This window comes from Phocaeicola sp. HCN-6420 (assembly GCF_037890145.1).
Lineage (GTDB): Bacteria > Bacteroidota > Bacteroidia > Bacteroidales > Bacteroidaceae > Phocaeicola.
Genome location: NZ_JBBKBJ010000014.1, coordinates 19,794 through 45,582, shown reverse-complemented (window position 1 = coordinate 45,582; position 25,789 = coordinate 19,794). Strand labels below are relative to the sequence as shown.

The following is a 25,789-nucleotide window of genomic DNA, read 5'->3' as shown; positions in this document are numbered from 1 at the left end:
GATGATTTTTTAATGTATTCTACAAAGGTAACGAATAATCCGTATATTTGCGGCTGTATGAAACAGAATATACCGGCAATATATGCGGCACCGTTGCAAGGATTTACGGAGGCTGCCTGGCGTAATGCGCACGAACAGACGTTCGGGGGCGTAGATGCTTACTATACTCCTTTTATTCGTCTGGAAAAGGGAGAAGTCCGTAACAAAGACAAGCGGGAAGTGATGCCCGGACAGAACACCGTAAGTCACCTGATACCTCAACTGGTTGCGTCGGAGCCGGAAGAACTGAACCGGCTTGCCGGTTTTCTCGCCTCGCAAGGTTATCGGGAAATAGATGTCAATATGGGATGCCCTTTTCCGCTGATTGCCAATCGTGGAAAGGGGGCAGGCATATTGCCTTACCCCGAAAAAATCTCCGCATTACTGGAGGAAATGCGGCAGTTGCCGGAAATCCGTTTCTCCGTCAAGATGCGGCTTGGCTGGCAGGATGCCGATGAATGGAAGCAGGTATTGCCGTTGTTAAACCGTTCGTGTGTGGTTCAGGTAACTCTTCATCCGCGTATCGGGAAACAGCAGTACAAGGGAGAGGTGAATCGTGCGGCGTTCCAGGCATTCTATGCGGCCTGCGAACTGCCGTTAGTCTACAATGGCGATTTGCGTACGCTGGAGGCTGTTCAGAAGCTGATGGATGCCTATCCGCGATTGAAAGGCGTTATGCTGGGCAGAGGCCTGCTTGCCGACCCGTCGCTTGCCCGTTCCATTCGCGAAGGAAAAGCTCCGGATAAGGCTACGCTGTATCGACAGGTAGCCGAAATGCACCGGTTGATGTACGAACATTACAGCCGGACGATTGAGGGAGGAGAGGCACAGTTGCTCGCCAAACTGAAAACCATGTGGGAATATCTGCTGCCCGACATGGAGAAGAAACCTCGTAAAGCGATTCTGAAAAGTAATCGTCTGGATGCTTATCTCAGGGCGGTAGCAGAGGCACTGCGTTGATTTGAAGGAAGCATCGGCAGGAAGTGATGAAAACGTCCTCGTCTTTTTTTATTTTTTGTACAAAACAAAAAAGTTTTTGTACAAAAAACGGGAGGAATGTGCCGGCTCGTTTTTGAATGTGCGCAGAGGACTTTTCCTGCACTGCCTGAAACTTTTCTGCTTCCTCATCTTTCTCTTCTTGTTATCTGAGGTATTCCTGATAAATTAACTTCTTTTGGCAAATGCATCGTAGTGACTTGCCTGCGTTTGTGAGTCATTACAGAAAACCGGATTTCATAATATCAGAAATAAAAGTAAGTAATATGGACTTTGATACGTTGTTCAGATACCATTACCGACCTTTATGCTTGTATGCCATACACTATGTTCACGATATAGATGCAGCGGAAGATGTGGTACAAGAGTGCTTTTCTGTTCTGTGGGAAAAAACGGAACAGGAAGGCGGGGAGATAGCTAATGTCAGGTCGTACCTCTATACGATGGTCAGAAATCGCAGCCTTGACTGGCTGAAACAAAACAGCATGTTCGATACGACTCTTTCTCCATCCGATCTGGAAGACAGGTTACCCGAGGAAGATGTAGAAGAACGTACGATCATGGAGGCACGTATCTGGACTGCCATCGATTCATTGCCCGACCGTTGCAGGGAAGTGTTTCTGCTGAACAAACGGGATGGCATGAAGTATAAAGACATAGCCGACAAGTTTCATATCTCCGTTCATACGGTTGATAACCATATACAGAAAGCACTTCGACTGATACGTGAGGGAGCATATAAAGTATATACTTTCTTTTTCGGCTAAAATTATTCTGTTGGCAATAGTGAATTTCAGCATTCGTACAGTCTTGTCTATGAAACTTAAAATCGAAAAAGTATGAAAGATTTAGAAGAAAAATGTCTCCGGTTCGTGCTGAAGCATTACCGTGTAAATAAACTTGACACACAGAAGGCATTGCAGACTTTTAGGCACAAACATGCTATATCCGAAAGCAAGTCAGGTTCTGGTTCGTATGTGATGGCTTTTGCGGGGATAGCGGCTACCGTACTTTTGGTATTTGTCATAAAGATATACCTGTTTACTGATGCGAAATGGACGGAGATTACGGCATACGAGCATCCGGTCGATTGCCTGTTGCCGGATAGTTCTGCCGTAGTGCTCTATCCTCATTCTTCCATCCGTTATTGTTCCCGTGAATATTTGTCTGTCCGTCGGGATGTCCGTCTACGGGGAAAGGCCTCGTTTAGGGTTCGTCATCATGCTGCCCGACCGTTTACGGCAAGTGGCAGATTGTCGGAAGTAAAGGTTTTAGGAACTCGTTTTCTGCTGGATGAAAGCCGGAATGATACGGCATTTGTACACGTTGAGGCGGGAAAAGTACAGTATACGGCTGTAGGACAACCGGATGCGGTGATTCTGACACGTGGAATGAGGGCGCAGGTTGTCAAAGGGCAACGGAAACCTCAAGTACTTATGCAGGGAGTACAGACACGTAAAGGTAGCTTTGTGTTCAGCAATACGCCTTTGCAAAAGGTACTCGATGAGCTTTCCAAGTATTACAATGTCCGCCTGACGGCTGATGATACGGATAAACGGCTGACTGCCAATTTCAATTCCCGAAGTCTGGATGAAATAATCGAGATAATAGAAAAGGTGCTGAAAGTAAAAATTGAAAAGAAGAAGTGATGAGAACATTTTTCTGCGCTGTTCTGCTGTGGCTGCATGTGGCGGCAAATGCTTCGTCTGAATCCACAGAGATGACAAGAGCAATAGATACCATGCAGGAGGTATATCATGTAAGTTTTGTATACGATTCTGCTTTGGCTGATGTGATACCTTCGGGCAGACCGTTGCCCGACAAGACACTGGCGGAGAATCTGAATATTGTTTTTGGCGGGACTGGCATCAAGTGGGAAATCAAGGATGAATATGTGCTGTTGTTCAGGCAGAACAAGTATACCTTTTCGGGTTATGTCTGTCAGGATAATGGTGAATCACTGATTAATGTGACGGTGTATGACAAGACTACGCGTACCGGAACGCTAACCGATGAGCATGGCTTTTTCAGTATTACTTTACCTGAAGGGAAGCATGTACTTCGTATTTCTTATATCGGCTATGAAGAAGTGGTAAAGGAACTCGATTTGCAGTCTGACTATTTTGGAACTATTTATCTGAAGGAAAGCACAACTGCACTGGCAGGTGTGGAAGTTACAGCTAATCTGAATGATCCGCTTTTTACCACTCAGACCGGAAAGGTTTCTTTTACTCCCGAATTGCTGAATACGGAATTCTCTCTGTTGAGTTCTCCGGATCTTGTCAAGTCCATTCAGAACTTGCCGGGTGTTTCTTCCGGCACGGAATTGCTTTCCGGGCTGTATGTACATGGCGGGCGGAATGATGAGAATCTGTTTTTGCTGGACGGTACTCCGTTGTATCAGGTCAATCATCTGGGCGGATTGTTTTCGGCATTCAATACGGACGTGGTGAAGAATGTAGACTTCTATAAGAGTGGTTTTCCGGCGCGCTATGGAGGAAGAACGGCGTCGGTCATCGATGTTCGAACCAAGGAGGGGGACATGAAAGAATATCATGGCACTTTTTCCATCGGACTGCTGGATGGCAGGTTCCAGTTTGAAGGACCTGTCATCAAAGATAAGACTTCCTTTAGTTTTGGTATGCGAAGGAGCTGGATGGATCTGCTGACCACACCTGCCTTGTGGATAGCGAATCGAAATTTTTCGGATAAAAATATTAAGACCCGTTATGCTTTCCACGATATCAATGCTAAACTTACGCATCGTTTTTCCGATCGGAACAAGTTATCGCTCAGCGCATATTCTGCCCGCGATTTGTTCAAGTCGAGAGTGCTGCAACAATTCCCGGAAGGATATATGTTCCAGAAGTACGAGGAACGGGATGAGAATACATTCCATATCCGTTGGGGCAACTTGTCGGTCGGACTGAACTGGAACGGTCAGCTTACGCCTAAACTGTCGGGCAATGTATCACTGGTGTATGCCCGTAATCTGGCAAAGTATAGTTTCTTGTCGGACGAAAGCTATTATGAACAAGACAAGAGAGTGTCGATGGAACGGATGCAAAGAAGCAATTATTCGACGATTGATGATGTAGGTTACCGGATGGAGTTCAGTTATCGTCCGGCTGCGAGTCATCATATTCGTCTGGGTAGCAACTATTTGTTTCATTTGTATCATCCGCAGCGTATCGCTTCGCAAGATATAAGAGAAACGGCAGGGATTGCCGATACCTTGTTGTCGGCGGGTGAAGGTCGTTATCGGGGGAGTGAAATCTCTTTTTATGTGGAAGATGATATGCAGCTGACCGGAAAGCTGCGGGTAAATGTGGGGCTGCATTCTGTCTTGTATCGGGTTACGGGAGCGACTTATCATTCCTTGGAACCGAGATTGTCGGTCGGTTACCGGCTTTTCGATTGGGCTACCTTGAAGGCTTCTTATACTGAAATGAGTCAGTTTGCCCATCAGCTTTCGAACTCTTACTTGAATCTTCCTACCGACTGCTGGGTTCCTTCTACCAGTCGCATACGTCCGATGCGTTCACGTCAGGTGGCGGGAGGCATTTATATGAAGCTTCCATGGAACTTGAGCATGGATATAGAAGGCTATTTCCGTACCACCGACCGGATGCTGGAATATGATACCGGTGGTAGCCTGACACTTCCTGCCGATAACTGGGAGAAATGGGTGAGGGTAGGCAAAGGAAAATCGTATGGCTTGGAAGCCTCACTGGCGTATCGTCACGCAAAGAATGTCTTTCAGGCCAGTTATACGCTGTCGTGGAGCAAGCAGAAATTCGAAGATTTTTACCCCGACTGGTATGCCAGCAAGTTTGACAACCGTCATAAGCTGAACCTGATGTTCCGTCATAAGTTTAATAACCGTATCGATGCGTATGCAGCATGGACTTTCCGTAGTGGCGATCGGGCTACTGTGCCTATGCAGTCTGTAGAAAATCCTTCTCTGCCTGGAACCGTCCAGCCGTCTGATGCGGCAGGAAGCTGGGCCTACGAAAAGCCGAACAATATTACCCTGCCAGCCTATCATCGGCTGGATGTAGGCATCAATTTCCGGCGGACTACCAAACGAGGTTTCGAACGTATCTGGAATATCAGTATTTACAATGCCTATTGCCGGATGAATGCTTTCTATACTCAAGTAGAACGGCAGGCTGATGGTAGTTTCAGAGGCAAGGCGATAGGACTGTTTCCTGTGATTCCTTCTTTCAGTTATACTTTAAAATTCTAATAAGGATGATGGTAAAATATATTTCTTTCATGATCATACTTGGGGTATCCTTACTGTTTTCATCTTGCGTATATCATTTCGATCTGGATGAGGCGGGAGGAATCCCTAAGTTAGTTGTATACAGTTATCCCGGGAGTGGAGATACAACCGTGGTACGTCTTTCACGTAGTCTTCCAGTTACAGGCAAGGGAGAAATTGTTTCTGGTTTGACAGGAACGGATGTCCGGCTGGAAGTAAACGGTACACCTGTCGGTCTGTTGTGGACGGACAAAGCTTTACCGGGTGTTCCCGCCAAAAGTTATTATACGGTGCAGAGATACGAGGAAGGCGATCGTATCCGGCTGACAGCTTCTGCAGAAGGTCTGGAAACCGTTTCGTCTGTTACGACAATTCCCGCTCCGTTTCCGTTGAATTCTGTTCATATGGAACGAAAGCCATCCGATCTTGGTACGCTTCAGTTTCAGATAAACTTTACCGATGAGGCAAGTACAGTAAACTATTATGCCGTAACGGTGAAAGAAAGAGCGAAGTACTGGAAAGATGGAGATTCACGGGTGTATTATGACAAAGAATATACTGCGTATATGGATTGGAACGATGAACCGCTCCTGAAGGTTTCAGCCGGTTTGGATGAAATTCTTATGGGCGACTATACCTATTATGAGCAGTTGTATATTTGGAGCGATGAGAAGATTCAAGGGAAGAACTACACACTTCGGTTGAACAAGACTTATATATCCGATTATGAAACCTCTATTCAGGATGAAGTTTATACAAACAGGAAACAATATAAGGTTTGTCTATATAGTTTGTCGGAAGAGTTCTATCATTATCTGAAGTCGATGAATGAACAGGTAAACAATAAATTGGGAGAATCGGAATTGGCTCCTGTACGTCCTACCTATACCAATGTAGCAAATGGACTGGGATTGGTAGGAGGTTGCCGGATGATACAAACGGAATGGATGGATAGTGTGAAAGAATAAGTTATAAGTAGTTGATTAAACATAAGAATTGATTGTATGATAAAGCGTTTGACTATACTTTTATTATTGCTTAGTGGCTGGTTGGTTACTTACGGACAGACAGGTCAGTCCTCAGGTCTGACAATTTATGGAGGAAAGGATATGGTAAGTTATGATATGGTTGCTCCATCAGCCGGGTTACCTCCTTTTGATGCCGGGAAGACTTATTTTGATTCCAGATTCTCTTTTGGTTTCGGTTATCGTTGGCGGTTGAAGCCGATTGATTCCCGATGGTTTTTCGATCTTGCGATAACAGCCGGATATCATCGTTATAAGTATGGATTAAGCTATCTCTCTCCGGACGAGCACATAACTTATGCGGGAAATGCAGGAGTTTGCAATTTGTTGTCGGTTTCTCTCTCCGGAAGTGTGGGATATTATTTGTATAAAGGATTGAATTTGTCTGTAGGGTTCGAGCCAGCTTATTATTTTTATGATAAAGATTTTGTGAATGTACCAGTGTTTGCCCGTTTGGGCTATGACTTTGGTTGCATGGAAATTGCCATACAATATAAGCGGGGAATAACCCGGAAATTCGATTTATTCCCTTTTGTGAACAACCGTTTGTCTGGTTGGGAGCTGATGGTATACATACCTTTGTCTAAAAGAAAGACAAATTAATTACTCTTCTTTCTTCTTGAAATATTCATACCCGATGCGGCAGTACAAGCATTTCTTCAGGTCACAGTAATTCTTTTTGAGCTGGATCAGTGCCTGACTGTCGCCTGCATGTGAGGCTTCCAGTCCACATTCTTTCCACATACGGATGATGTAATTGTTTTCCGGCCTCAGCTCCTCCAGCAGTTGGGTGGCACGCAGGCATAAAGCATCGTTCGACTTGTGTTTGCCGTAGGCATAGAGAAATGGAACTACCGTATTGATGATAAGCAAATCGGTTGAGCTTTGGCTGATAGTTTTGGGATGCGAAGGAGAGGGAGTACCGAACGTATAGTGTGTCAGCCAGTATTCCGATGTGCCCCCTTTCAGGAGATTGCGCAGCTCTTTCAGCGATTCCGTTTCCATCAGTTGCGAAAACAAACCTTGCGAACGGTGGTACAGGCAGGCAAGCTGTGCGATACGGATATGCGGAAAGTTGCCCGGACGTAGGCGGAGCAGGCGCCAGCGGCAGTCGGAAGAAGGTTGCAGACCGAATTTCTGCTTCAGATAATTGTATTCCTTGATCATGTTTTCCGTATACGCATCAACCGGCAACTCTTGCAAAAGGCCTGCTTGCCCGAAGAAAAAAGCCTCTATCTGAAACAGATTATCACGGTGTTTGTTGACGGCTGCCAGCGGAATATTCTTTGCCCAAATTTCAAAGGCATCGCTGTTTACTCCAAATCCGAAATTGCGTGCCAGCGTAATGAAAAACACATTTTCCCAGTCGTGGTTGTATTCCTGCAAGAGTTTTTCTATTTGTTGCGTTTTGTGCTCGAAACGTTCCACCTGAAGAGTGGACAGCCAGCTATGCAACAGGAAGGACGGCAGTTGGGGGATGATGCGGAAACAGGCCGGATAGCGGTCGGCACGGATTAGCTCTTCATAATTTTTCAGCAAATAAGGCGGGTAGTGCAGTTCCATTTGTGGAATCACCTCTCCATTACTTCGCGTGGGAGTAGCGTCAATGTCCGAAGCCACGTGCAGGATAACCGAGTCGTATGCCGGATCAAGGTGATGATTGTGGCGAAACCAGTCGGAAGCCTGCTGGTGTATTTCAATGTTTCCCACCCAGGTTACATCGTTTATCTTGATTTTTGCATTGAAAAAATCCGGTCCGGCGTGCATGTTTGCCAGTCCCGGGTCGATGATTTCAATCGGTTGTCCGTCGGTAGTCTGCAAAGGTTTCAGTGCGAAAAGCTTGTGTTTCCACACATAGTGCAAGAGTTCTTCCATGTTAATGAGGTGTAAATGTTCGCTAAATGTAATGATTAATAACGAAAAACGTTATCTTTGTGCCTAAAATAATTTGAGATTTATGAAGATAGCATTAATAGGATATGGTAAGATGGGTAAGGAAATCGAAAAGATTGCAGTTGCCCGCGGACACGAGATTGTAAGTATTATTGATATAAACAACCGTCAGGATTTTGCTTCAGAAGCTTTTCGTTCGGCTGATGTAGCAATTGAATTTACAGCTCCTTCGGTAGCGTATGGAAACTGTCTGGAAGCTTTCAAGAATGGTGTGAAAGTGGTATCGGGCAGTACCGGCTGGATGAATGAGCACGGTGAGGAAATGCGTCGTTTGTGTACAGAAGAAGGAAAGACCCTTTTCTGGTCGTCTAATTTCAGTCTGGGTGTGGCCATTTTCTCTGCGGTCAACAAATACCTGGCAAAGATTATGAATAACTTCCCCAATTACGATGTGTCGATGGTAGAAACACACCATATTCACAAACTGGATGCTCCGAGTGGAACAGCTATAACACTGGCCGAAGGTATTCTGGAGAACTTAGACAGAAAGAACAAATGGGTAATGGGTACACTTACGGCTCCGGATGGTACAGTCAGCGGAACAACCGAATGTGCTGCCGACGAACTGCCTATCAGCGCTATTCGTGAAGGAGAGGTTCCGGGTATTCATACCATTCGTTATGAATCGGAAGCCGATTCCATCATCATCACTCACGATGCGAAGAACCGTAAGGGATTTGCTTTGGGTGCCGTGCTGGCTGCCGAATATACGGCAAAACACGAAGGATTTTTAGGTATGAACGATTTATTTCAGTTTTAAGTTATGATACAGGCCTCACGTAAGCAGTGGATAAAGTTTGGCATCGTACTGGTGCTGTACCTGATTTTTCTGATCTGGTTGCAGAGCTGGCTGGGACTGATTGTGGTTCCTTTTATCTTCGATGCTTATATTTCAAAGAAAATTCCATGGACTTGGTGGAAGAAATCGAAAAATAAGACCGTCTTGACTGTCATGAGCTGGGTGGATGCAATTGTCTTTGCACTGGTAGCCGTGTATTTTGTCAATCTGTATTTCTTCCAGAACTACGTTATACCGTCGTCTTCACTCGAAAAATCGTTGCTGGTAGGCGACTACTTGTTTGTCAGCAAGATGAGTTACGGAGCACGTATTCCGCAGACTCCACTTCACATGCCGCTTACGCAGCATACGCTTCCGATATTCAACTGCAAGTCGTATCTCGACTGGATACATTGGGACTATAAGCGTGTAGGTGGTCTGGGTAAGGTAGAATTGAATGACATTGTGGTGTTCAACTTCCCTGCGGGCGACAGCGTCGCAACAGCCGTTCCTGCCGAAGACTTGTATCGCTTGAGCTATCAGGCTGGGCAGCAGCTTTCACAGCCGGTAGATATGTCGCGTCTGACACTGGAGCAGCAGCGTCAGGTGTACGATTTCTATTATCAGGCGGGACGTAAGTATATCGATGAGAATCCGCAGACTTACGGTAAGATTATTACACGTCCGGTCGACCGTCGTGAGAATTATGTAAAACGCTGTGTCGGATTGCCCGGACAAACGTTGCAGATAAAGAACCGTATTATCTATCTGGACGGGAAAGCCAACAAGGAACCCGATAATGTGCAGTACCGTTATTTTGTGAAGACCAAGGGAATGCTTCCCGACGATTTGTGTCACGAACTGGGTATCAGTCAGGAGGACTTGTCGATGTATTATACCGATGAATCGGTGTATAACATGCCGCTGACGGAGAAAGCTAAAGCTGCTTTGCTGGCTCGGAAGGATTTGGTAGTGTCTATTGAGAATGTGCCCGATGACGATGCGGGAGGATTGTATCCGGTAAACAAGCTGACGGGTTGGACAGTCGATAATTATGGACCGATCTGGATTCCGAAGAAAGGCGCAACAATTGACTTGACACTGGATAATCTGCCTATGTATGAGCGCCCTATCAAGAATTATGAAGGAAACTCACTGGAAGTGAAGGATGGTAAAATCTATATCAACGGACAGGAAACTACGAAGTATACCTTCAAGATGGATTATTACTGGATGATGGGTGATAACCGGCATAATTCAGCCGATTCACGTTTCTGGGGATTTGTGCCCGAGGATCATATCGTGGGTAAGCCTATCTTTATCTGGTTATCGCTCGATCAGGACAGAGGGTGGTTCGATGGCAAGGTTCGCTGGAACCGTTTGTTTAAGTTTGTCGATTCTATAAAGTAATGAGTTATACGACTTCAGATTATTGGTGGATAATAACTGGAAAATAGGACTGAAGCTGGCGGCACTTGTCATTGTTGCCGTATGGCTGGTTAAGACTTTTCTTGTTACCTCTTGCTTTATTCCTTCGTCGGGAATGGAAAATACGCTTTATCAGGGCGAAGGAGTGCTGGTGAACAAGTGGAGTTATGGTTTGCGCATGCCTTTTCCGTCATTTTTGGGTTATCACCGTATCGGAAGTTGTGAGGTAGAGAAGGGCGATATTGTACTCTTTAACGATCCGGGGGCTACTCAGCGGAATAAACGGCTTGAGTGGCGCAGAGTCTTTATCAGCCGCTGTATCGGCACGCCGGGTGATACGCTGATGTTGAACCGGGAGATGATAGATAGCGGCGATGAAGTGCTGAGTCCTGATAGTAAATCGTTGTATGTATATCCTTCATCAAAAGAAGATCTGATGCGTGTGATTCTGGATGCAGTAGGACTGAAGGATAATTCATTGGTGGGATATACTGAAGATGGAAGTTATATTCGTAGTTTCAGCCATTATGAATTTTATCTGGTGTCGCAGAAAGCAGGACAACGGATTGATTTCGTATCATTGAATAGCAAGCTCTCACGGGAAGTACATCCTTATGTTGTGCCTCGAAAGGGAAGGCCTGTAAAGGTGTATCCGTGGAATGTTGTCTTGCTGTGTAATACAATTGTTTCGCACGAAGGAAAGCAGGCTGGCGTGCGGGGCGATACATTATGGGTAGAAGGAAAGCCTGTCAGTTCGTTTACGTTCAGCAAGGATTATTATTGGATGGCGTCGAATGATCCTGTCAACTTGTGTGACTCGCGATTGTTTGGCTTTGTGCCCGAAGATCATATTATCGGTAAGGCATGGCGGATCTGGTATGCTTCTCGCAAAGAACGTTTTTTTCAACGCATACAGTAAAATGAAGAAAGAAGTGATACTTGGATCGGCGTATCTTGCGCCGGTAGAATATTATACAAAATTGTTTGCGTACGATACCGTACATATAGAACGGTTCGACCATTATATGAAGCAGACTTACCGTAACCGGTGTGTAATAGCTTCGGCTGGCGGTGGTCTGGCTCTTACTATTCCGACGGAAAAGAGTGAGGATTTGAAGTGCCTGATGAAAGATATACGCATTTCCGACCATGGCAACTGGCGGCATGTGCACTGGAATGCTTTTGTGGCGGCTTACAAACAGAGCCCTTTCTTCGATTATTATGCCGATGAGTTTCATCGCTTTTTTGAGCAGAAATACGAATTTTTGTTCGATTTCAACTTGGAATTATGCAACTGGGTTTGTGAGCAGATAGACCTTCATCCGCATTTGTTGCCTACTGATGATTATATAACGTCTTCTGATGATTCGGATGACTTTCGCGAGCTGATTCATCCTAAAAAACTTTATGCTGAATGTGATCCGGAATTCTTGCCCAAACCTTATTATCAGGTGTTCGATCAGAAAAACGATTTTTTACCTAACCTCAGCATTGTGGATTTGTTATTTAACATGGGACCTGAAAGTTTGTTGGTTCTGCGTGATAGTATTGTAACACATGAATAAAGTAATATATATATGAATACGATTCCTACAGTAACAAAAAATTTGTTGATTATTAATGTATTGTGTTTCTTCGGCACAATCGTAGCACGACGCTATGGCATCGATGTGGAGAACTTGCTGGGATTGCATTTCTTCCTTGCGTCCGATTTTAATCCGGCACAGCTCATTACGTATATGTTTATGCATGCCAATTTCCAGCATATCTTTTTTAATATGTTTGCTGTGTGGATGTTTGGCCGGGTACTTGAACAAGTATGGGGACCAAAACGTTTTTTATTTTACTATATCTTATGTGGAATAGGAGCCGGGCTGATACAGGAGGCTGTGCAATATACGGAGTATCTGGTTAGCTGGTCCCATTACGATGGGGTAGATACCGGCATGGGAGTTATACCGATGAGTGAGTTCCTGAATCGCTTGAATACGGTTGGAGCTTCGGGTGCCGTATATGCTATTTTGTTGGCTTTCGGTATGTTGTTTCCTAATAGCCAGATGTTTATTTTCCCTTTACCAATGCCAATCAAGGCTAAATATTTTGTTATTGGATATGCGGCATTGGAACTGCTTCTGGGTTTGGCAGGAAGCGATGGTGTAGCTCATTTTGCTCACCTGGGTGGTATGCTTTTCGGTTTGATATTGATTATTTATTGGAGAAAGAAAAATGGCGGCGGACAGCAGATTTATTACTAATTTGAGGGACAGCTTCAGGCGGGGAGATATTGTAACCCGGTTGCTGTATATCAATATAGGAGTCTTTCTGATTGTTACACTGGTAAACATTGCGTTAACCCTGTTCAATCAGCCGGTTGGGTTATGGACTAATTACCTGGAGTTTCCTGCTTGGTGGGAGCGATTCCTCCGGCAGCCTTGGTCGTTGTTTACCTATATGTTTATGCATGCTGGCGTATTGCATATTTTATTCAATATGCTATGGCTGTACTGGTTTGGCCGTCTGTTCTTACAATTCTTTTCTGCGAAGCATTTGCGGGGATTATATGTGCTGGGAGGCATCGTTGGTGGTTTGGCCTATATGGTTGCATACAATCTGTTTCCTTATTTTGCAGATGCGGTATATTCTTCTTATTTGTTAGGAGCTTCGGCATCTGTGCTTGCCATTGTGATAGCGGTGGGAGTACGTGAGCCCAATTATCCCATTCAGCTGATGTTTATCGGAACGGTGAAATTGAAGCATGTCGCTATATTTATGTTGCTGTTGGATTTGCTGTTCATGACTTCAGGAAACGCCGGCGGACATATTGCTCATCTGGGAGGCGCTTTGGCGGGTTGGTGGTTTGCGGCTGGATTACAAAAAGGTCATGATGCTACCAAGTGGATAAACAAGGTGCTTGATTTCTTTTCAGGCAGTTGGAAGTCCTCATCTCGAAAGCCCAAGATGAAAGTGCATTATAGTGACAAGCAGAAAGACTATGATTTCAATGCAAGAAAAAAAGAGCGTACAGAAGAGATAGACCGTATTTTGGATAAGCTTCGTAAATCAGGCTATAATAGTTTGACGGATGCAGAAAAGAAAAGTCTGTTTGATGCAAGTAAAAAATAAGAGTGACAATTCTTGCATCTGCGGTAGCGTGCGCATGTAAGTAAGGGTAATATTAAATAATTACGAATATGAAAAGAGTTGGAAGTTTGATTCGGTGGGTATTGTTTACCTTAAACATACTGGTTGCCATTGGTTTCCTGATAAGTGCCTACAGTCCATATATTTCTCCGGTCAGACATCCATTATGGGCATGTGCAGGCTTGTTTTTCCCTTTTCTGTTGCTTGCAAACTTTCTTTGTCTTTTAGCTTGGATTTGCATCAAGTGGCAGTATGCGCTATTCCCTTTACTGGTATTTATCATTGGCTGGGATAGTGTGTGGACTTATTGTCCGTTAGGTACAGAAAAAGAACCGGAAGGTGGGGAGGTTATCAAGTTGCTGACTTACAATACAAGAGATATTGCTTCTGCAAAGGAGTATGACAAGGAACAGGGAAATCCTATTCTTAATTATTTGCAAAACAGCGATGCCGATATTATTTGCCTACAAGAATTTACTCCGGGAGGAAAAGTGAAACAGAAGGACATTGATCATGCATTGGCTACCTATCCTTATCATGAACGAGTAAAAGGGGAAGGTGGAAGCAGACTGGCCTGCTATTCACGTTATCCTATTCTTTCAGCTACAGCAATAGATTATAAAACTGAGTCGAATGCCAGCATACTTTATCGGTTGAAGATCGGAAAAGATACACTTGTGTTGATTAATAACCATTTAGAATCGAATAAGTTAGATGATCATGATAAAAGTATGTACAATGACATCTTAAAATCTCCAGGCGAAAAAAATATAAAGGACGGTGGAAAGTATCTATTTCGTAAATTGGCAAAAGTTGTTGCTATACGTGCTCCTCAAGCCGATTCTGTAGCTCATGCTATAGCCGGCAATCGTACTCGTTATATGCTGGTTTGTGGTGATTTTAATGATTCTCCTATTTCTTATACTCACCGAGTAATCGGACAAGGGTTGAATGATGTGTATGCGGAAGCGGCTTCAGGCCCTGGGTTTACGTATAACGAGAATCATTTCTATTTTCGTATCGACCATATATTTGCCAGCGATGGCTTTCGTGTCTTGAAATGTAAAGTTGATCGTTCTATCAAGGCATCCGACCATTATCCGGTATGGTGCCTGTTGGAAAAAAAAGAATAATGGAAATCCGGGAATAAACTTCTCGGATTTTTTTGTGCCTATTCCTTATAAAGTAAAGATTTCTTGTAAAGATACTCCTTTTAGTCGTTTGGTAAACAGCGGTAAACCAAATTTCTCAGTCGATATAAATGCGACAAATAGTTGTTTTTTACGCTTTAAAACTTAAATATTTAGAAACCTTTCCCTTTGTGAATGAAAAAAAAACTATATTTGCAACCTTGAATAAACGTATATTAATTAAAAAGTAAATATATAAATTAAAGTAACATGCAAAACAAAGGATTCGTAAAGGTTTTTGCGATATTGCTGACCCTTGTATGTGTGTTCTATCTTTCGTTCTCTTTTGTAACCCGCTATCATATGAAAAAGGCGGCAGAGGATCCGAAAGGGGAAACTCACTACCTTGATTCAGTACAGAATGAAAAGGTATGGTTGGGCAGTTATACGCTGAAACAGTGTCGTGAGATGGAAATCGGATTGGGACTTGACTTGAAAGGCGGTATGAACGTCATTCTGGAAGTTTCAGTACCAGATGTTGTAAAAGCTTTGGCTGACAACAAGACTGATGAAGCATTCAACAAGGCTTTGGCTGAGGCTGCTAAACAACAAGTTACCAGTCAGGATGATTTCATCACAATTTTCGTTCGTGAATACAAGAAGTTGGCTCCTAATGCCAGTCTCGCAGAGCTATTCGCAACTCAGCAATTAAAAGATAAAGTGACTACACGTAGCACAGATGCAGAAGTAGAAGCAGTACTGCGCGAGGAAGTAAAAGCTGCGGTAGACAATTCTTATAATGTCTTGCGTACTCGTATCGACCGTTTTGGTGTAGCTCAGCCTAATATCCAGACATTGGAAGGTAAAATGGGACGTATCATGGTGGAACTGCCGGGTATCAAAGAACCTGAACGTGTAAGAAAATTGCTTCAGGGTTCTGCTAACCTTGAATTCTGGGAAACCTTTGAAGCTAAGGAAATTGTTCCGGTATTGGCTTCGGCCGACAGTCGTGCACGTGAATTACTGAATGCTACAGCTACTGATTCTGTAAAGACAGATACGGTTGCTACTGCTCAGCCTGCTGTTTCAGCAAAAGATAGCCTGGCTGCAGCTTTGAAAGGTGAAAGTACTACAAAGACTACTGCTGATATAGAACAAGTTAAGAAAGAACATCCGTTGCTCTCTGTTCTTCAGTTGAATCAGAATGGCGTAGGTGCGGTTGTCGCTTATGCTGACCGTAATGATACAGCAGAAGTTAATCGTATTCTGAATATGCCGGAAATACAGAAGCAGATGCCTCGTGACTTGAAGTTGATGTGGGGTGTGGCTGCTGCTGATTTTGATAAGAGCGGACGTATTTTTGAATTGTATGCTATCAAGTCAACAGAACGTAACGGACGTGCTCCGTTGGAAGGTGATGTCGTAACTGATGCAAAAGACTCTTACGACCAGTACAACAAGCCTTGTGTAAGCATGTCAATGAATACTGAAGGTGCTCGTCGTTGGGCTACTTTGACTAAGCAGAATATTGGTAAGTCTATTGCTATTGCATTGGATGGATATGTATATAGTGCTCCGCGTGTAAATAGTGAAATCACAGGTGGACAGTCTGAAATTTCTGGTAGCTTTACTCCGGAACAGACCAAAGACTTGGCTAACGTGTTGAAATCTGGTAAGATGCCAGCGCCGGCACGCATCGTTCAGGAAGATATCGTAGGTCCGTCACTGGGTCAGGAATCTATCAACCAGGGTATTGTTTCGTTTATCGTCGCACTGGTTGTCCTGATGATTTACATGTGCGTGATGTATGGATTTATTCCGGGTATGATTGCTAACTGCGCATTGTTCGTCAACTTCTTCTTTACGTTGGGTATTCTCTCCTCTTTCCAGGCGGCATTGACCATGTCTGGTATTGCCGGTATGGTATTGTCACTGGGTATGGCAGTGGATGCGAACGTGTTGATTTATGAACGTACAAAGGAAGAGTTGAGAGCTGGTAAGGGTACTAAGCAGGCATTGTCTGAAGGTTACTCGAATGCGTTCTCTGCTATCTTCGACTCTAACTTGACATCTATTATCACAGGTATTATCCTGTTTAACTTTGGTACAGGTCCTATCCGTGGTTTTGCCACTACATTGATTATCGGTATCCTCTGCTCGTTCTTTACTGCCGTATTCTTGACTCGTCTGGTTTACGAACACTATATGAATAAAGACAAGTGGTTGAACTTGACCTTTACTACAAGTATTTCGAAGAACCTGATGCAGAATGTACATTATAACTTTATGGGTGTTACCAAACGTTCTTTCATGATTTGGGGCGCTGTAATCGTTATCTGTATCATTTCGTTCTTCGTTCGTGGTCTGGCACAGAGTATTGACTTTACTGGTGGACGTAACTTCGTGGTACAGTTCGAACAGCCGGTACAGCCGGAAACCGTACGTGATTTGCTTCAGCCTAAAGTTGGTGATGCGAACGTACAGGCTATCGCATTGGGTACAGATGGTAAGACTATCCGTGTAACAACCAACTATCGTATCGAAGAAGATTCTCCTACAATCGATGCTGAAATCGAAGAGTTCTTGTACAATGCCTTGAAGGAAGGTAACCTGCTGGGTAAAGGAACTACTCTTGAAATCTTTATCGACCGCGATAACCGTGTAGGTGGTTCAATCATCAGTTCACAGAAAGTTGGTCCAAGTATCGCTGATGATATCAAGACTTCAGCTGTCTGGTCAGTTGTTTTGGCACTGATTGCAATCGGTTTGTATATCTTGATCCGTTTCCGTAACATTGCCTACAGTGTGGGTGCTACAGTGGCATTGGTTGTCGATACTGTATTGATTATCGGTATGTATTCTCTTTGGTATGGTATTTTACCATTCTCATTGGAAATCGACCAGACGTTTATCGGTGCAATCTTGACGGCCATCGGTTATTCAATCAACGATAAGGTGGTTATCTTCGACCGTGTGCGTGAGTTCTTCCACCTGTATCCGAAACGTGACCGTGCAAAACTGTTCAACGATTCATTGAACACTACTTTGGCTCGTACTATCAATACTTCATTTAGTACATTGATTGTATTGTTAAGTATCATTATCCTGGGTGGTGACAGTATCCGTAGCTTTGCTTTCGCAATGATTCTGGGTGTTGTTGTTGGTACATTGTCTTCATTGTTCGTTGCAGCTCCGGTTGCTTATCTGACAATGGGACATAAGATGAAAGATACAGAAGACGCAGAAGCATAACGCGTTTTTTAAAATATTTTTTTGAATAATAGCCCCCTGTCATCGTTTGATGGCAGGGGGCTTATGTTTTCTCTTAATTCGTTAATATATAAAGATTTTGCTTTGTTTGGGATTTGCTTTAAGAGAATCTTTTAGTATGGTTGCTGCAATTTGGGCTTTTTATGTACCACCGATTGGTGAACAAAGTTTAGATGGATTTGTTGTATGTACGAACAGTAAGAAACAAAAACAACTAACTAACTATTTTAAAAGATTAGAAAGTATGAGAAAACAATTTCTCTTAGCAATGGCATTTGCTGCTGTTGCTGTAACAAGTAATGCACAAGATGCATACGTAGGTAATAAGTTTTTTGACAATTGGTACATTGGGGTAAAAGGAGGAGGTGTTACTCCAACTACACATTCTGCTTTCTGGAAAAATATGCGTGGAACAGCAGGCGTGGAGCTGGGTAAACAGATTACTCCGGTTTTAGGCGTTTCATTCGAAGGATTGACAACGATTAATACAAGCAATAGCCGTAATGCATTTGATGCGTTGAATTTGGGTGCATTGGGTAAGCTCAACCTAAACAATTTATTTGGAACTTATCAGGGACAACCTCGATTGTTCGAAGTGGAAGCAATTGCCGGTATCGGATGGGGACATGATTTCATGAACTCTGGCATGGGATACGACCAGTCGTATATGGTAAGCCGTTTCGGTGCAAGCTTCAACTTTAACTTAGGTGAATCGAAGGCATGGACTATTAATGTTCGTCCCGCGATTGTTTACCGCATGGATGGTAACAGAGCACACGTCCTGAATGTAAATAAGTCGGCGATAGAGTTGCTGGCTGGTGTAACTTATCACTTCGCGAGCAGCAACGGAAAGCACTATCAGACAATTCAGACACCTTACAACCAGGCTGAAGTTGATATGCTGAATGAGGCGATCAACAACCTGCGTGCAGAATCTGCTGCAAAGAATGCAGACATTGAAGCATTGCAGAATGAGAACGAAGAACTGAAAGGAAAGCTGAACGAGTGCATGAATGCCCCAGCAAAAGTAGAAACTGTCATCCAGAATACTCATTCCAAATCATTGGAATCAGTTGTAACTTTCGGACAAGGAAAAACAACTGTCAGTGTAGATCAGTTGCCTAATGTGGAGCGTATTGCTACTTACATGAAGAACAATCCTGCCAGCACTGTGGTAATTAAGGGATATGCTTCTCCCGAAGGTAGTGCAGAAGTAAATGCACGTATTGCCAAACAGCGTGCAGAAGCAGTAAAAAACATTTTGATAAATAAATATAAGATTAAAGAAAGCCGTATTACGGCAGAAGGTCAGGGTGTAGGCTCTATGTTCTCTGAACCCGACTGGAACCGTGTAAGTATTGCAACACTGAACGAAGCAGAATAAAACTCTAATTTGTTTTTCGGAAAAGGGCTGTGTCAATAAGTTGACATGGCCTTTTTTGGTATAAGTACCCTCGTCGGGAATCGAACCCGAATCAAAAGTTTAGGAAACTTCTATTCTATCCGTTGAACTACAAGGGCAGTGATTGCAAATTTACTGCTTTTTCATAATATCCCAATGTTTTTGTTTGAAAAACTTGAGGCATACCTTTACAAATGAAATAAATGCGGTTTTATTTTGATTTTTAAAGGAAGTTCGCCAATTTTGCGATTAGTGAATTTGTAAACTTTAAATAGCATATTATGGCAGAAGAAATGATAGTCAAGGAGCTGGATGATGTAGTCGTTCGCTTCTCGGGTGATTCAGGCGACGGTATGCAGCTGGCTGGGAATATGTTTTCCAATATCTCGGCTGCCGAAGGAAATGATATCAGCACCTTTCCGGATTATCCGGCTGATATTCGTGCTCCGCAAGGAACATTGACAGGGGTTTCAGGGTTCCAGGTGCATATCGGTTCTGGTAAGGTATATACTCCGGGCGACAAGTGCGATGTACTGGTAGCGATGAATCCAGCTGCATTGAAAACACAGTATAAATTTTGTAAACCGCAGTCGGTTATAATCATTGATACAGATTCTTTTACGAAGCGTGACTTGGAAAAGGCACAGTTCGTATTGGAAAATCCTTTTTCAGAGCTTGGCATTAAAAATGAAGTGGTAGAAGCTGCTATCACCACAATGTGTAAGGAGAGCTTGAAAGATAGTGGACTTGACAATAAGTCCATTATGCGAACCAAGAATATGTTTGCATTAGGATTGGTTTGCTGGCTTTTTCATCGCGATATAAGTGTAGGCGAAAAACTGCTGCGCGAAAAGTTTGCGAAAAAGCCTGAAATAGCCGAAGCTAACGTAAAAGTGCTTTACGATGGTTATCATTTTGGAGAAAATACCCATGCCTCGGTTGCCATGAGTTATTTGGTTCCCAGCAAGGAACAGAAGGTAAAAGGGCGTTATATGGATATTAACGGAAATAAGGCTACTGCATATGGGCTGATAGCTGCTGCCGAAAAAGCTGGCTTGCAGCTCTATTTGGGTTCTTATCCTATTACTCCGGCTACTGATATTCTGCACGAACTGGCAAAACATAAGTCACTTGGTGTAAAAACAGTTCAGTGTGAGGATGAGATTGCTGGATGTGCTTCGGCTGTAGGAGCTGCTTTTGCTGGCGCACTGGCTGTAACCAGCACATCGGGACCTGGTATCTGTCTGAAGAGTGAGGCTATGAACCTGGCGGTTATTACCGAATTGCCTTTAGTTGTAGTCGACGTACAGCGTGGTGGACCATCTACAGGTCTTCCTACCAAATCAGAGCAGACAGACTTATTACAGGTCTTATATGGCCGAAATGGTGAAAGTCCGATGCCTGTCATTGCGGCTTCTTCTCCAACTGATTGTTTTGATGCGGCGTATATGGCTTGTAAGATTGCTTTGGAGCACATGACTCCGGTTGTGTTGCTGACAGATGCATATATTGCCAACGGTTCGGCAGCATGGCGTTTACCCGATTTGAACGAATATCCCGCTATTTGTCCTCCATATGTAACTCCAGATATGGCAGGAAGCTGGACACCATTCCAGCGTAATCCTCAGACGGGTGTGCGTTACTGGGCTACTCCGGGTATGGAAGGCTTTATGCATCGTATAGGTGGTCTGGAGAAAAGTAATGAAACAGGAGCCATTTCTACAGATCCGGAAAATCATAACCTGATGACACGTTTGCGTGCTGAGAAAGTCGCAAAGATTGCCGATTCTATTCCGGAACTGAAAGTAGAAGGTAATCCGGAAGCCGATTTATTGATTGTAGGTTTTGGTGGAACGTATGGTCATTTGCATTCTGCTATGGATGAACTTAACAAGCGGGGAAAGAAGGCTGCACTGGCTCATTTCAGATTTATCAATCCTTTACCTAAAAATACCGCAGATGTACTCCGACGTTATAAAAAGATTGTAGTTGCAGAGCAAAATATGGGTCAGTTGGCAGGCTATTTGCGTATGAAAGTTGAAGGTATTCACCTGCATCAGTTCAATCAGGTAAAAGGACAGCCTTTTGTCGTTCAGGAATTGGTTGATGCGTTTACTAAATTAATGGAGGAATAAACAATGAGTGAAACAAAATATACAGCAGCAGATTATAAAGCAGGGCAGCCACGCTGGTGTCCGGGATGCGGTGACCATGCATTTTTGAATTCCTTTCACAAGGCTTTAGCCGAACTGGGTGTACCTCCCCATGAGATAGCGGTTATTTCAGGTATTGGCTGTTCATCGCGTTTGCCTTACTACATGAATACATACGGCATGCATACCATTCATGGACGTGCTGCTGCTATTGCAACGGGTGCAAAAGTAGTGAATCCTGCTCTTACTATCTGGCAGATTTCAGGTGATGGTGATGGACTTGCCATTGGTGGTAATCATTTTATTCATGCCATTCGTCGTAATGTAGATATTAATATCATTTTGTTGAATAACCGTATTTACGGATTGACCAAAGGACAATATTCTCCTACTTCAGCACGTGGATTCATCAGTAAGTCTTCACCATACGGTACGGTAGAAGATCCGTTCCGTCCTGCTGAATTGTGCTTTGGAGCACGTGGACGTTTCTTTGCTCGTTGTGTGGCTGTAGATGGTGGCCCTTCTGTCGACGTATTGAAGGCGGCAGCTCGCCATAAAGGAACATCAGTAGTAGAGGTTCTTCAGAATTGTGTGATATTCAACGATGGAACCCACAATGCTGTTGCCAAAAAAGAAGATCGTGACCGTAATGCTATTTATCTGGAACATGGCAAACCGATGCTTTTTGGCCCGAATAAGGAATTTGGCTTGATGCAGGAAGGCTTTGGACTGAAGGTCGTCAAATTGGGCGAAAACGGGATTACAGAAAAAGATATCCTGGTACACGATGCCCACTGCGAAGATCATACACTTCAACTGAAGCTGGCACTTATGGAAGGCCCCGATTTTCCGATAGCCTTAGGAGTTATTCGTGATGTGGAAGCTCCTACGTATGATGCGGCTGTCGAAGCACAGATAGAAGAAGTTTCAGCAAAGAAGAAATACCATAATTTCGCTGAATTACTGGCTACAAATGATACTTGGGAAATAGAATAAAGAATAAGGAAATATGAGGAGTCGATAAATTATCATTCGGCTCCTTATATTTTTTTGTTCTTCTTTATTCAAAATTTTGTATTTTTGTAGTATATCTTATATAAAATATGAATTATGGGGAGAGGGTTTCACTATATAAAAATCTGTTTTGCAGCCATTCTTATGGCGTGTGTTCAGTTAGTGTTTGCTTCCGGTTCATATTCTTCTTTTACAATTAATCACCTGCAAGGGCTTTCAAACAGTGCCGTTTTAAGTATTCTGCAAGATAATCAGGGTTTGATGTGGTTCGGTACTTATGACGGTTTGAACTGTTACGATGGAAGGACAATAGAAGTATTCCGTACCGACTTTTCAAAAGGAAGGACACTGGATAATAATATTATTTCCCGTATTCAAATTGCAGCAGATGATAAACTATGGGTACAAAGCTTTTCTGGAGTGAACCTGTTTTCTACCGATTCTTTGTCGGTTATAGATAATTATATTTTCCCAGATGAAGAAACAATTGTTTTTTCTAATCGGAAAGGCAATAGTTGGATTGTCGGGAAAAGGAACATATATTATTACAATGTTCGTCATCGGTGTTTTGTGAAGGCTGGTAAAATGAATTTTCATTTAGACAATCTTCAGCAAAGTGCTTTTGTTGATGAAAAAGGAGAACTTCATATTGTGCCTGTGAATGATACCAAAATGTATCATTTTTCATTAAATTCTTTTTCTACAGATTCTTTACAGACAAATTTGCAGGTTACATCATCTCTTCTACATTCTAAACCGATTAAAAAGACTTTTATTCAAAGTGAAGTAATTTGTTTTATTGATTCGGCGGACGATTTATATCTGTATGATGCTTCAAAGAAGTCTAAAGTGTATATTCGCAATGTAGGCGAACTCCTGAGAAAGTATGGTAGTTTTATGAATGTCTTCCCTTTTTACGATGACGTATTAATTACTCTTCATACAGGTGGCATACTTCGTCTGATGGCTTCACAACAATATCAGGAAGATTTGATGCGTGTCGATTTACGTATATTTTCTGCTTATACAGATAGTCAGCAGGGGATTCTGTGGATGGGTACAGACGGGGCTGGTGTGGTAAAGTTTGCCAAAAAGGATGCATTGGTTACGAATTTAATGTTAAGTCGTATGTCTCCGTCAATTAGTGGACAGGTAAGAGGTATTATGACGGATCATTATGGAACTTTGTGGATTGGAACAAAAGGGGACGGGCTGATACGTATACCCAATTATCAGAAGGAACTTGATATAAATTCACTCTTGATTTATTCTCCCAAAGGGAAGTGGGCTTTATCTGAATATGTGCGTGGTCCCAACTTCTATCCGGTATTTATGTTGAAGAAAAAGAATCATGGCGATGATTTTTGGGTAGGAATGTCCGATTCCTTATTGTATTATTATTCTTATCAGAGCGATAAATTAGTTCCGGTACAGGGGTCTATAAAGTATTCTACAGAAATTCATGGGCTATATGAAGAAAATGATTCTGTCCTTTGGCTGGCTACATTAGGGACAGGACTTATTAAGGTCGTTTTGGATGTTTCACATGATGTTCCGCAGATAAAAAGATTCAGACGCTTTCGTTGTTTTGCAGAGCAAAAGGAGATTGTGGAATATTCTTCTTTGTGGGTGCAGGGTGATTCCGTTTTGTGGATGGGAAGTCGTGGCCAGGGATTGGTTAGGTTTGATATTCGTAAGAATGAATATCAGGTTTATTCTTTACGGGCTATGTTAGGAAAAGCTGTAAATGATGTCTTGTGCTTATGTGAATATGATAAAAGTCATGTCTTTGTCGGGACTACGGCAGGACTGGTTTCTGTTCAGGTTAATGGAAGAAATATTGTACCTTCATATATTGGTCGGGAACAGGGACTTGTTAATGAAATGGTGCATGGCATTGTCAAGGATGATGCTGGAATTTTATGGATGGGTACCAATAAAGGAATGATAAAGTATGACCCGGTAAGTGGAGGATCTTATACATATTATTATAGTAAAGGTATAGAAATAGGGGAATTTAGTGACGACAGCTATTATCGTAGTCCGTATAATGGTGATATCTTTTTAGGAGGTGTTGACGGATTACTTTATATGAACGATCGCCAGTCTTCTATTCCTGAATATTATCCTAAGCTGGTTCTTCGGAAACTGATTATTGATCGTGAAGAAGTCAATCTTAACCGATATTATTCGGATGATAAGAAAATGATTGTATTACCTGAAGGGCAAAATACATTTTCTCTTCAGTTTGTAGCATTGGATTATCTTAATGCTGATATAGAATACGCCTATATACTGGAAGGGTACGATGAAAAATGGAGTCTTTTTTCTAAAGAGAACGAAGCAGTGTTCAAAGACGTACCTCCTGGTAAGTATGTATTCCGTGTACGTTATAAAAAGGATGTACTTGATACCGTTTATGAAGAGTATTCAGTTGTAATTAAGATTGTTCCTTTTTGGTATCATACGATATGGGCTTATTTAGGAATTTCTCTTTTTATTATTCTTTGTTTAAGTGGATATGTTTATAGATTATATAGAAAGGGATTCTTTAGTCGTTTGGCCAGGGCATGGGCAATATCAGGAAGAGGACTTGAAGAAATACGTTTAGAGGAAAATTTGTCGATGAAGGAGAAGGCCTTGGGAAGCTGGTCTGCATATTTCCCTTATTGTATAGAGTCTGAACAAATCACATTTATTCAAAGAATACTTGAAATAATAGAAGCAAACTTAGATAAAGAAGAGTTGGGACCGACCTTTTTAGCAGAGAAAATGCATATAAGTCCTCGTCAGTTTTATCGTAAGTTTAAAGATTTGTCGGGAATTGCTCCCAGCGATTTCATTAAAAAATACCGTATGGATAAGGCTGCCCAACTTCTATCAGATACTGATATGTCTATTCAGGAGGTAATCGAAAGCGTGGGGATTTCCAGCCGTCCTTATTTTTATAAAGAGTTTGCCGATAAGTATGGAACTACGCCTAAAAATTATCGTGCACGACATAAAGGTGCTGCTTCAGCCAATTAAAGGATTACTGTCTGAAATGGTCGCGTTAATGGGTAATATAAGTGTTCCTTTCTTGTTCTTGTATGTTCTTTAATCTGACTTTATGCCTTTTCCTGTTTGTTCTCTATATGCATATTGATGATATTATTATCTTGATAATCAGTAGATTCTTTTGTTCTGTATTTTA

At 42.8% G+C, this 25,789-nt stretch carries 19 protein-coding genes and 1 tRNA gene; 18 read left to right on the top strand and 2 right to left on the bottom strand.

Translation table 11 applies throughout. From position 1 onward, the window contains the following. The first annotated feature begins 57 nt into the window (after nt 1-57). The 6 genes from WKT12_RS09780 to WKT12_RS09755 all read left to right on the top strand — a co-directional run bounded on the left by WKT12_RS09780 (nt 58) and on the right by WKT12_RS09755 (nt 6,930). Nucleotides 58-999, top strand: coding sequence for a tRNA-dihydrouridine synthase family protein (locus WKT12_RS09780; protein ID WP_340319580.1), 942 nt, complete (start codon nt 58-60; stop codon nt 997-999). Nucleotides 1,000-1,301: 302 nt separating this feature from the next. After that, entirely contained in the window at nt 1,302-1,802 is a 501-nt protein-coding gene (locus WKT12_RS09775) for an RNA polymerase sigma-70 factor (RefSeq protein ID WP_340319579.1), read from the top strand. A gap of 72 nt (nt 1,803-1,874) precedes the next feature. After that, nucleotides 1,875-2,684 carry a FecR family protein gene (locus WKT12_RS09770; protein WP_340319578.1) on the top strand — a complete coding sequence of 270 codons (810 nt, stop codon included), beginning with the start codon at nt 1,875-1,877 and terminating at the stop codon, nt 2,682-2,684. Continuing rightward, nucleotides 2,684-5,284 carry a TonB-dependent receptor gene (locus WKT12_RS09765; RefSeq protein ID WP_340319577.1) on the top strand — a complete coding sequence of 867 codons (2,601 nt, stop codon included), beginning with the start codon at nt 2,684-2,686 and terminating at the stop codon, nt 5,282-5,284. The genes WKT12_RS09770 and WKT12_RS09765 overlap by 1 nt, the downstream gene beginning before the upstream one ends. Nucleotides 5,285-5,289: 5 nt before the next feature. Further along, nucleotides 5,290-6,270 (top strand): DUF4249 domain-containing protein, encoded by a 981-nt coding sequence (locus WKT12_RS09760; protein ID WP_340319576.1) that lies wholly within the window; start codon nt 5,290-5,292, stop codon nt 6,268-6,270. 36 nt (nt 6,271-6,306) lie between these two features. Continuing rightward, nucleotides 6,307-6,930, top strand: a complete 624-nt coding sequence (locus WKT12_RS09755) for a hypothetical protein (RefSeq protein ID WP_340319575.1) — start codon at nt 6,307-6,309, stop codon at nt 6,928-6,930. Here the strand turns inward: WKT12_RS09755 and WKT12_RS09750 are convergent, their stop codons facing one another. After that, complete coding sequence (locus WKT12_RS09750; RefSeq protein WP_340319574.1) at nt 6,931-8,202, bottom strand: DUF2851 family protein; 1,272 nt, start codon at nt 8,200-8,202, stop codon at nt 6,931-6,933. A gap of 82 nt (nt 8,203-8,284) precedes the next feature. On the opposite strand from WKT12_RS09750, the gene dapB reads away from it, so the two are divergent. The 9 genes from dapB to WKT12_RS09705 all read left to right on the top strand — a co-directional run bounded on the left by dapB (nt 8,285) and on the right by WKT12_RS09705 (nt 19,411). Beyond that, a complete protein-coding gene (dapB, locus tag WKT12_RS09745) occupies nt 8,285-9,040 on the top strand; it encodes a 4-hydroxy-tetrahydrodipicolinate reductase (RefSeq protein ID WP_340319573.1) in 756 nt (251 codons plus the stop codon). Between the two features lie 3 nt (nt 9,041-9,043). After that, nucleotides 9,044-10,468, top strand: coding sequence for a S26 family signal peptidase (locus WKT12_RS09740; protein ID WP_340319572.1), 1,425 nt, complete (start codon nt 9,044-9,046; stop codon nt 10,466-10,468). A gap of 25 nt (nt 10,469-10,493) precedes the next feature. Continuing rightward, nucleotides 10,494-11,405 (top strand): signal peptidase I, encoded by a 912-nt coding sequence (lepB, locus tag WKT12_RS09735; RefSeq protein ID WP_340319571.1) that lies wholly within the window; start codon nt 10,494-10,496, stop codon nt 11,403-11,405. Between the two features lies 1 nt (nt 11,406). Next, nucleotides 11,407-12,051 carry a WbqC family protein gene (locus WKT12_RS09730; RefSeq protein WP_340319570.1) on the top strand — a complete coding sequence of 215 codons (645 nt, stop codon included), beginning with the start codon at nt 11,407-11,409 and terminating at the stop codon, nt 12,049-12,051. A gap of 12 nt (nt 12,052-12,063) precedes the next feature. Continuing rightward, nucleotides 12,064-12,741, top strand: a complete 678-nt coding sequence (locus WKT12_RS09725) for a rhomboid family intramembrane serine protease (RefSeq protein ID WP_340319569.1) — start codon at nt 12,064-12,066, stop codon at nt 12,739-12,741. Then, entirely contained in the window at nt 12,713-13,609 is an 897-nt protein-coding gene (locus tag WKT12_RS09720; RefSeq protein WP_021971194.1) for a rhomboid family intramembrane serine protease, read from the top strand. Before WKT12_RS09725 ends, WKT12_RS09720 begins: the two co-directional genes overlap by 29 nt. Nucleotides 13,610-13,677: 68 nt before the next feature. Beyond that, nucleotides 13,678-14,760 (top strand): endonuclease/exonuclease/phosphatase family protein, encoded by a 1,083-nt coding sequence (locus tag WKT12_RS09715; protein WP_340319568.1) that lies wholly within the window; start codon nt 13,678-13,680, stop codon nt 14,758-14,760. Between the two features lie 267 nt (nt 14,761-15,027). After that, complete coding sequence (secDF, locus tag WKT12_RS09710; RefSeq protein WP_340319567.1) at nt 15,028-18,009, top strand: protein translocase subunit SecDF; 2,982 nt, start codon at nt 15,028-15,030, stop codon at nt 18,007-18,009. Nucleotides 18,010-18,271: 262 nt separating this feature from the next. Further along, nucleotides 18,272-19,411, top strand: a complete 1,140-nt coding sequence (locus WKT12_RS09705; RefSeq protein ID WP_340319566.1) for an OmpA family protein — start codon at nt 18,272-18,274, stop codon at nt 19,409-19,411. A gap of 65 nt (nt 19,412-19,476) precedes the next feature. On the opposite strand, the gene WKT12_RS09700 is transcribed toward WKT12_RS09705, so the two are convergent. Beyond that, a tRNA-Arg gene (locus WKT12_RS09700) sits at nt 19,477-19,548 on the bottom strand. A gap of 162 nt (nt 19,549-19,710) precedes the next feature. On the opposite strand from WKT12_RS09700, the gene WKT12_RS09695 reads away from it, so the two are divergent. The 3 genes from WKT12_RS09695 (at nt 19,711) to WKT12_RS09685 (ending at nt 25,623) form a co-directional block, all read left to right on the top strand. Beyond that, entirely contained in the window at nt 19,711-21,564 is a 1,854-nt protein-coding gene (locus tag WKT12_RS09695; RefSeq protein WP_340319565.1) for a 2-oxoacid:acceptor oxidoreductase subunit alpha, read from the top strand. A 3-nt stretch (nt 21,565-21,567) separates the two neighbouring features. Then, nucleotides 21,568-22,578, top strand: coding sequence for a 2-oxoacid:ferredoxin oxidoreductase subunit beta (locus WKT12_RS09690; RefSeq protein ID WP_021971510.1), 1,011 nt, complete (start codon nt 21,568-21,570; stop codon nt 22,576-22,578). A 114-nt stretch (nt 22,579-22,692) separates the two neighbouring features. Beyond that, nucleotides 22,693-25,623, top strand: a complete 2,931-nt coding sequence (locus tag WKT12_RS09685; protein WP_340319564.1) for a helix-turn-helix domain-containing protein — start codon at nt 22,693-22,695, stop codon at nt 25,621-25,623. Nucleotides 25,624-25,789: the final 166 nt, after the last annotated feature.

Bases quoted from the DNA above. Each gene is read 5' to 3' on its own strand.
- WKT12_RS09780 (WP_340319580.1), top strand. From the start codon at position 58: ATGAAACAGAATATACCGGCAATATATGCGGCACCGTTGCAAGGATTT.
- WKT12_RS09775 (WP_340319579.1), top strand. From the start codon at position 1,302: ATGGACTTTGATACGTTGTTCAGATACCATTACCGACCTTTATGCTTG.
- WKT12_RS09770 (WP_340319578.1), top strand. From the start codon at position 1,875: ATGAAAGATTTAGAAGAAAAATGTCTCCGGTTCGTGCTGAAGCATTAC.
- WKT12_RS09765 (WP_340319577.1), top strand. From the start codon at position 2,684: ATGAGAACATTTTTCTGCGCTGTTCTGCTGTGGCTGCATGTGGCGGCA.
- WKT12_RS09760 (WP_340319576.1), top strand. From the start codon at position 5,290: ATGATGGTAAAATATATTTCTTTCATGATCATACTTGGGGTATCCTTA.
- WKT12_RS09755 (WP_340319575.1), top strand. From the start codon at position 6,307: ATGATAAAGCGTTTGACTATACTTTTATTATTGCTTAGTGGCTGGTTG.
- WKT12_RS09750 (WP_340319574.1), bottom strand. From the start codon at position 8,202: ATGGAAGAACTCTTGCACTATGTGTGGAAACACAAGCTTTTCGCACTG.
- dapB (WP_340319573.1), top strand. From the start codon at position 8,285: ATGAAGATAGCATTAATAGGATATGGTAAGATGGGTAAGGAAATCGAA.
- WKT12_RS09740 (WP_340319572.1), top strand. From the start codon at position 9,044: ATGATACAGGCCTCACGTAAGCAGTGGATAAAGTTTGGCATCGTACTG.
- WKT12_RS09730 (WP_340319570.1), top strand. From the start codon at position 11,407: ATGAAGAAAGAAGTGATACTTGGATCGGCGTATCTTGCGCCGGTAGAA.
- WKT12_RS09725 (WP_340319569.1), top strand. From the start codon at position 12,064: ATGAATACGATTCCTACAGTAACAAAAAATTTGTTGATTATTAATGTA.
- WKT12_RS09720 (WP_021971194.1), top strand. From the start codon at position 12,713: ATGGCGGCGGACAGCAGATTTATTACTAATTTGAGGGACAGCTTCAGG.
- WKT12_RS09715 (WP_340319568.1), top strand. From the start codon at position 13,678: ATGAAAAGAGTTGGAAGTTTGATTCGGTGGGTATTGTTTACCTTAAAC.
- secDF (WP_340319567.1), top strand. From the start codon at position 15,028: ATGCAAAACAAAGGATTCGTAAAGGTTTTTGCGATATTGCTGACCCTT.
- WKT12_RS09705 (WP_340319566.1), top strand. From the start codon at position 18,272: ATGAGAAAACAATTTCTCTTAGCAATGGCATTTGCTGCTGTTGCTGTA.
- WKT12_RS09695 (WP_340319565.1), top strand. From the start codon at position 19,711: ATGGCAGAAGAAATGATAGTCAAGGAGCTGGATGATGTAGTCGTTCGC.
- WKT12_RS09690 (WP_021971510.1), top strand. From the start codon at position 21,568: ATGAGTGAAACAAAATATACAGCAGCAGATTATAAAGCAGGGCAGCCA.
- WKT12_RS09685 (WP_340319564.1), top strand. From the start codon at position 22,693: ATGGGGAGAGGGTTTCACTATATAAAAATCTGTTTTGCAGCCATTCTT.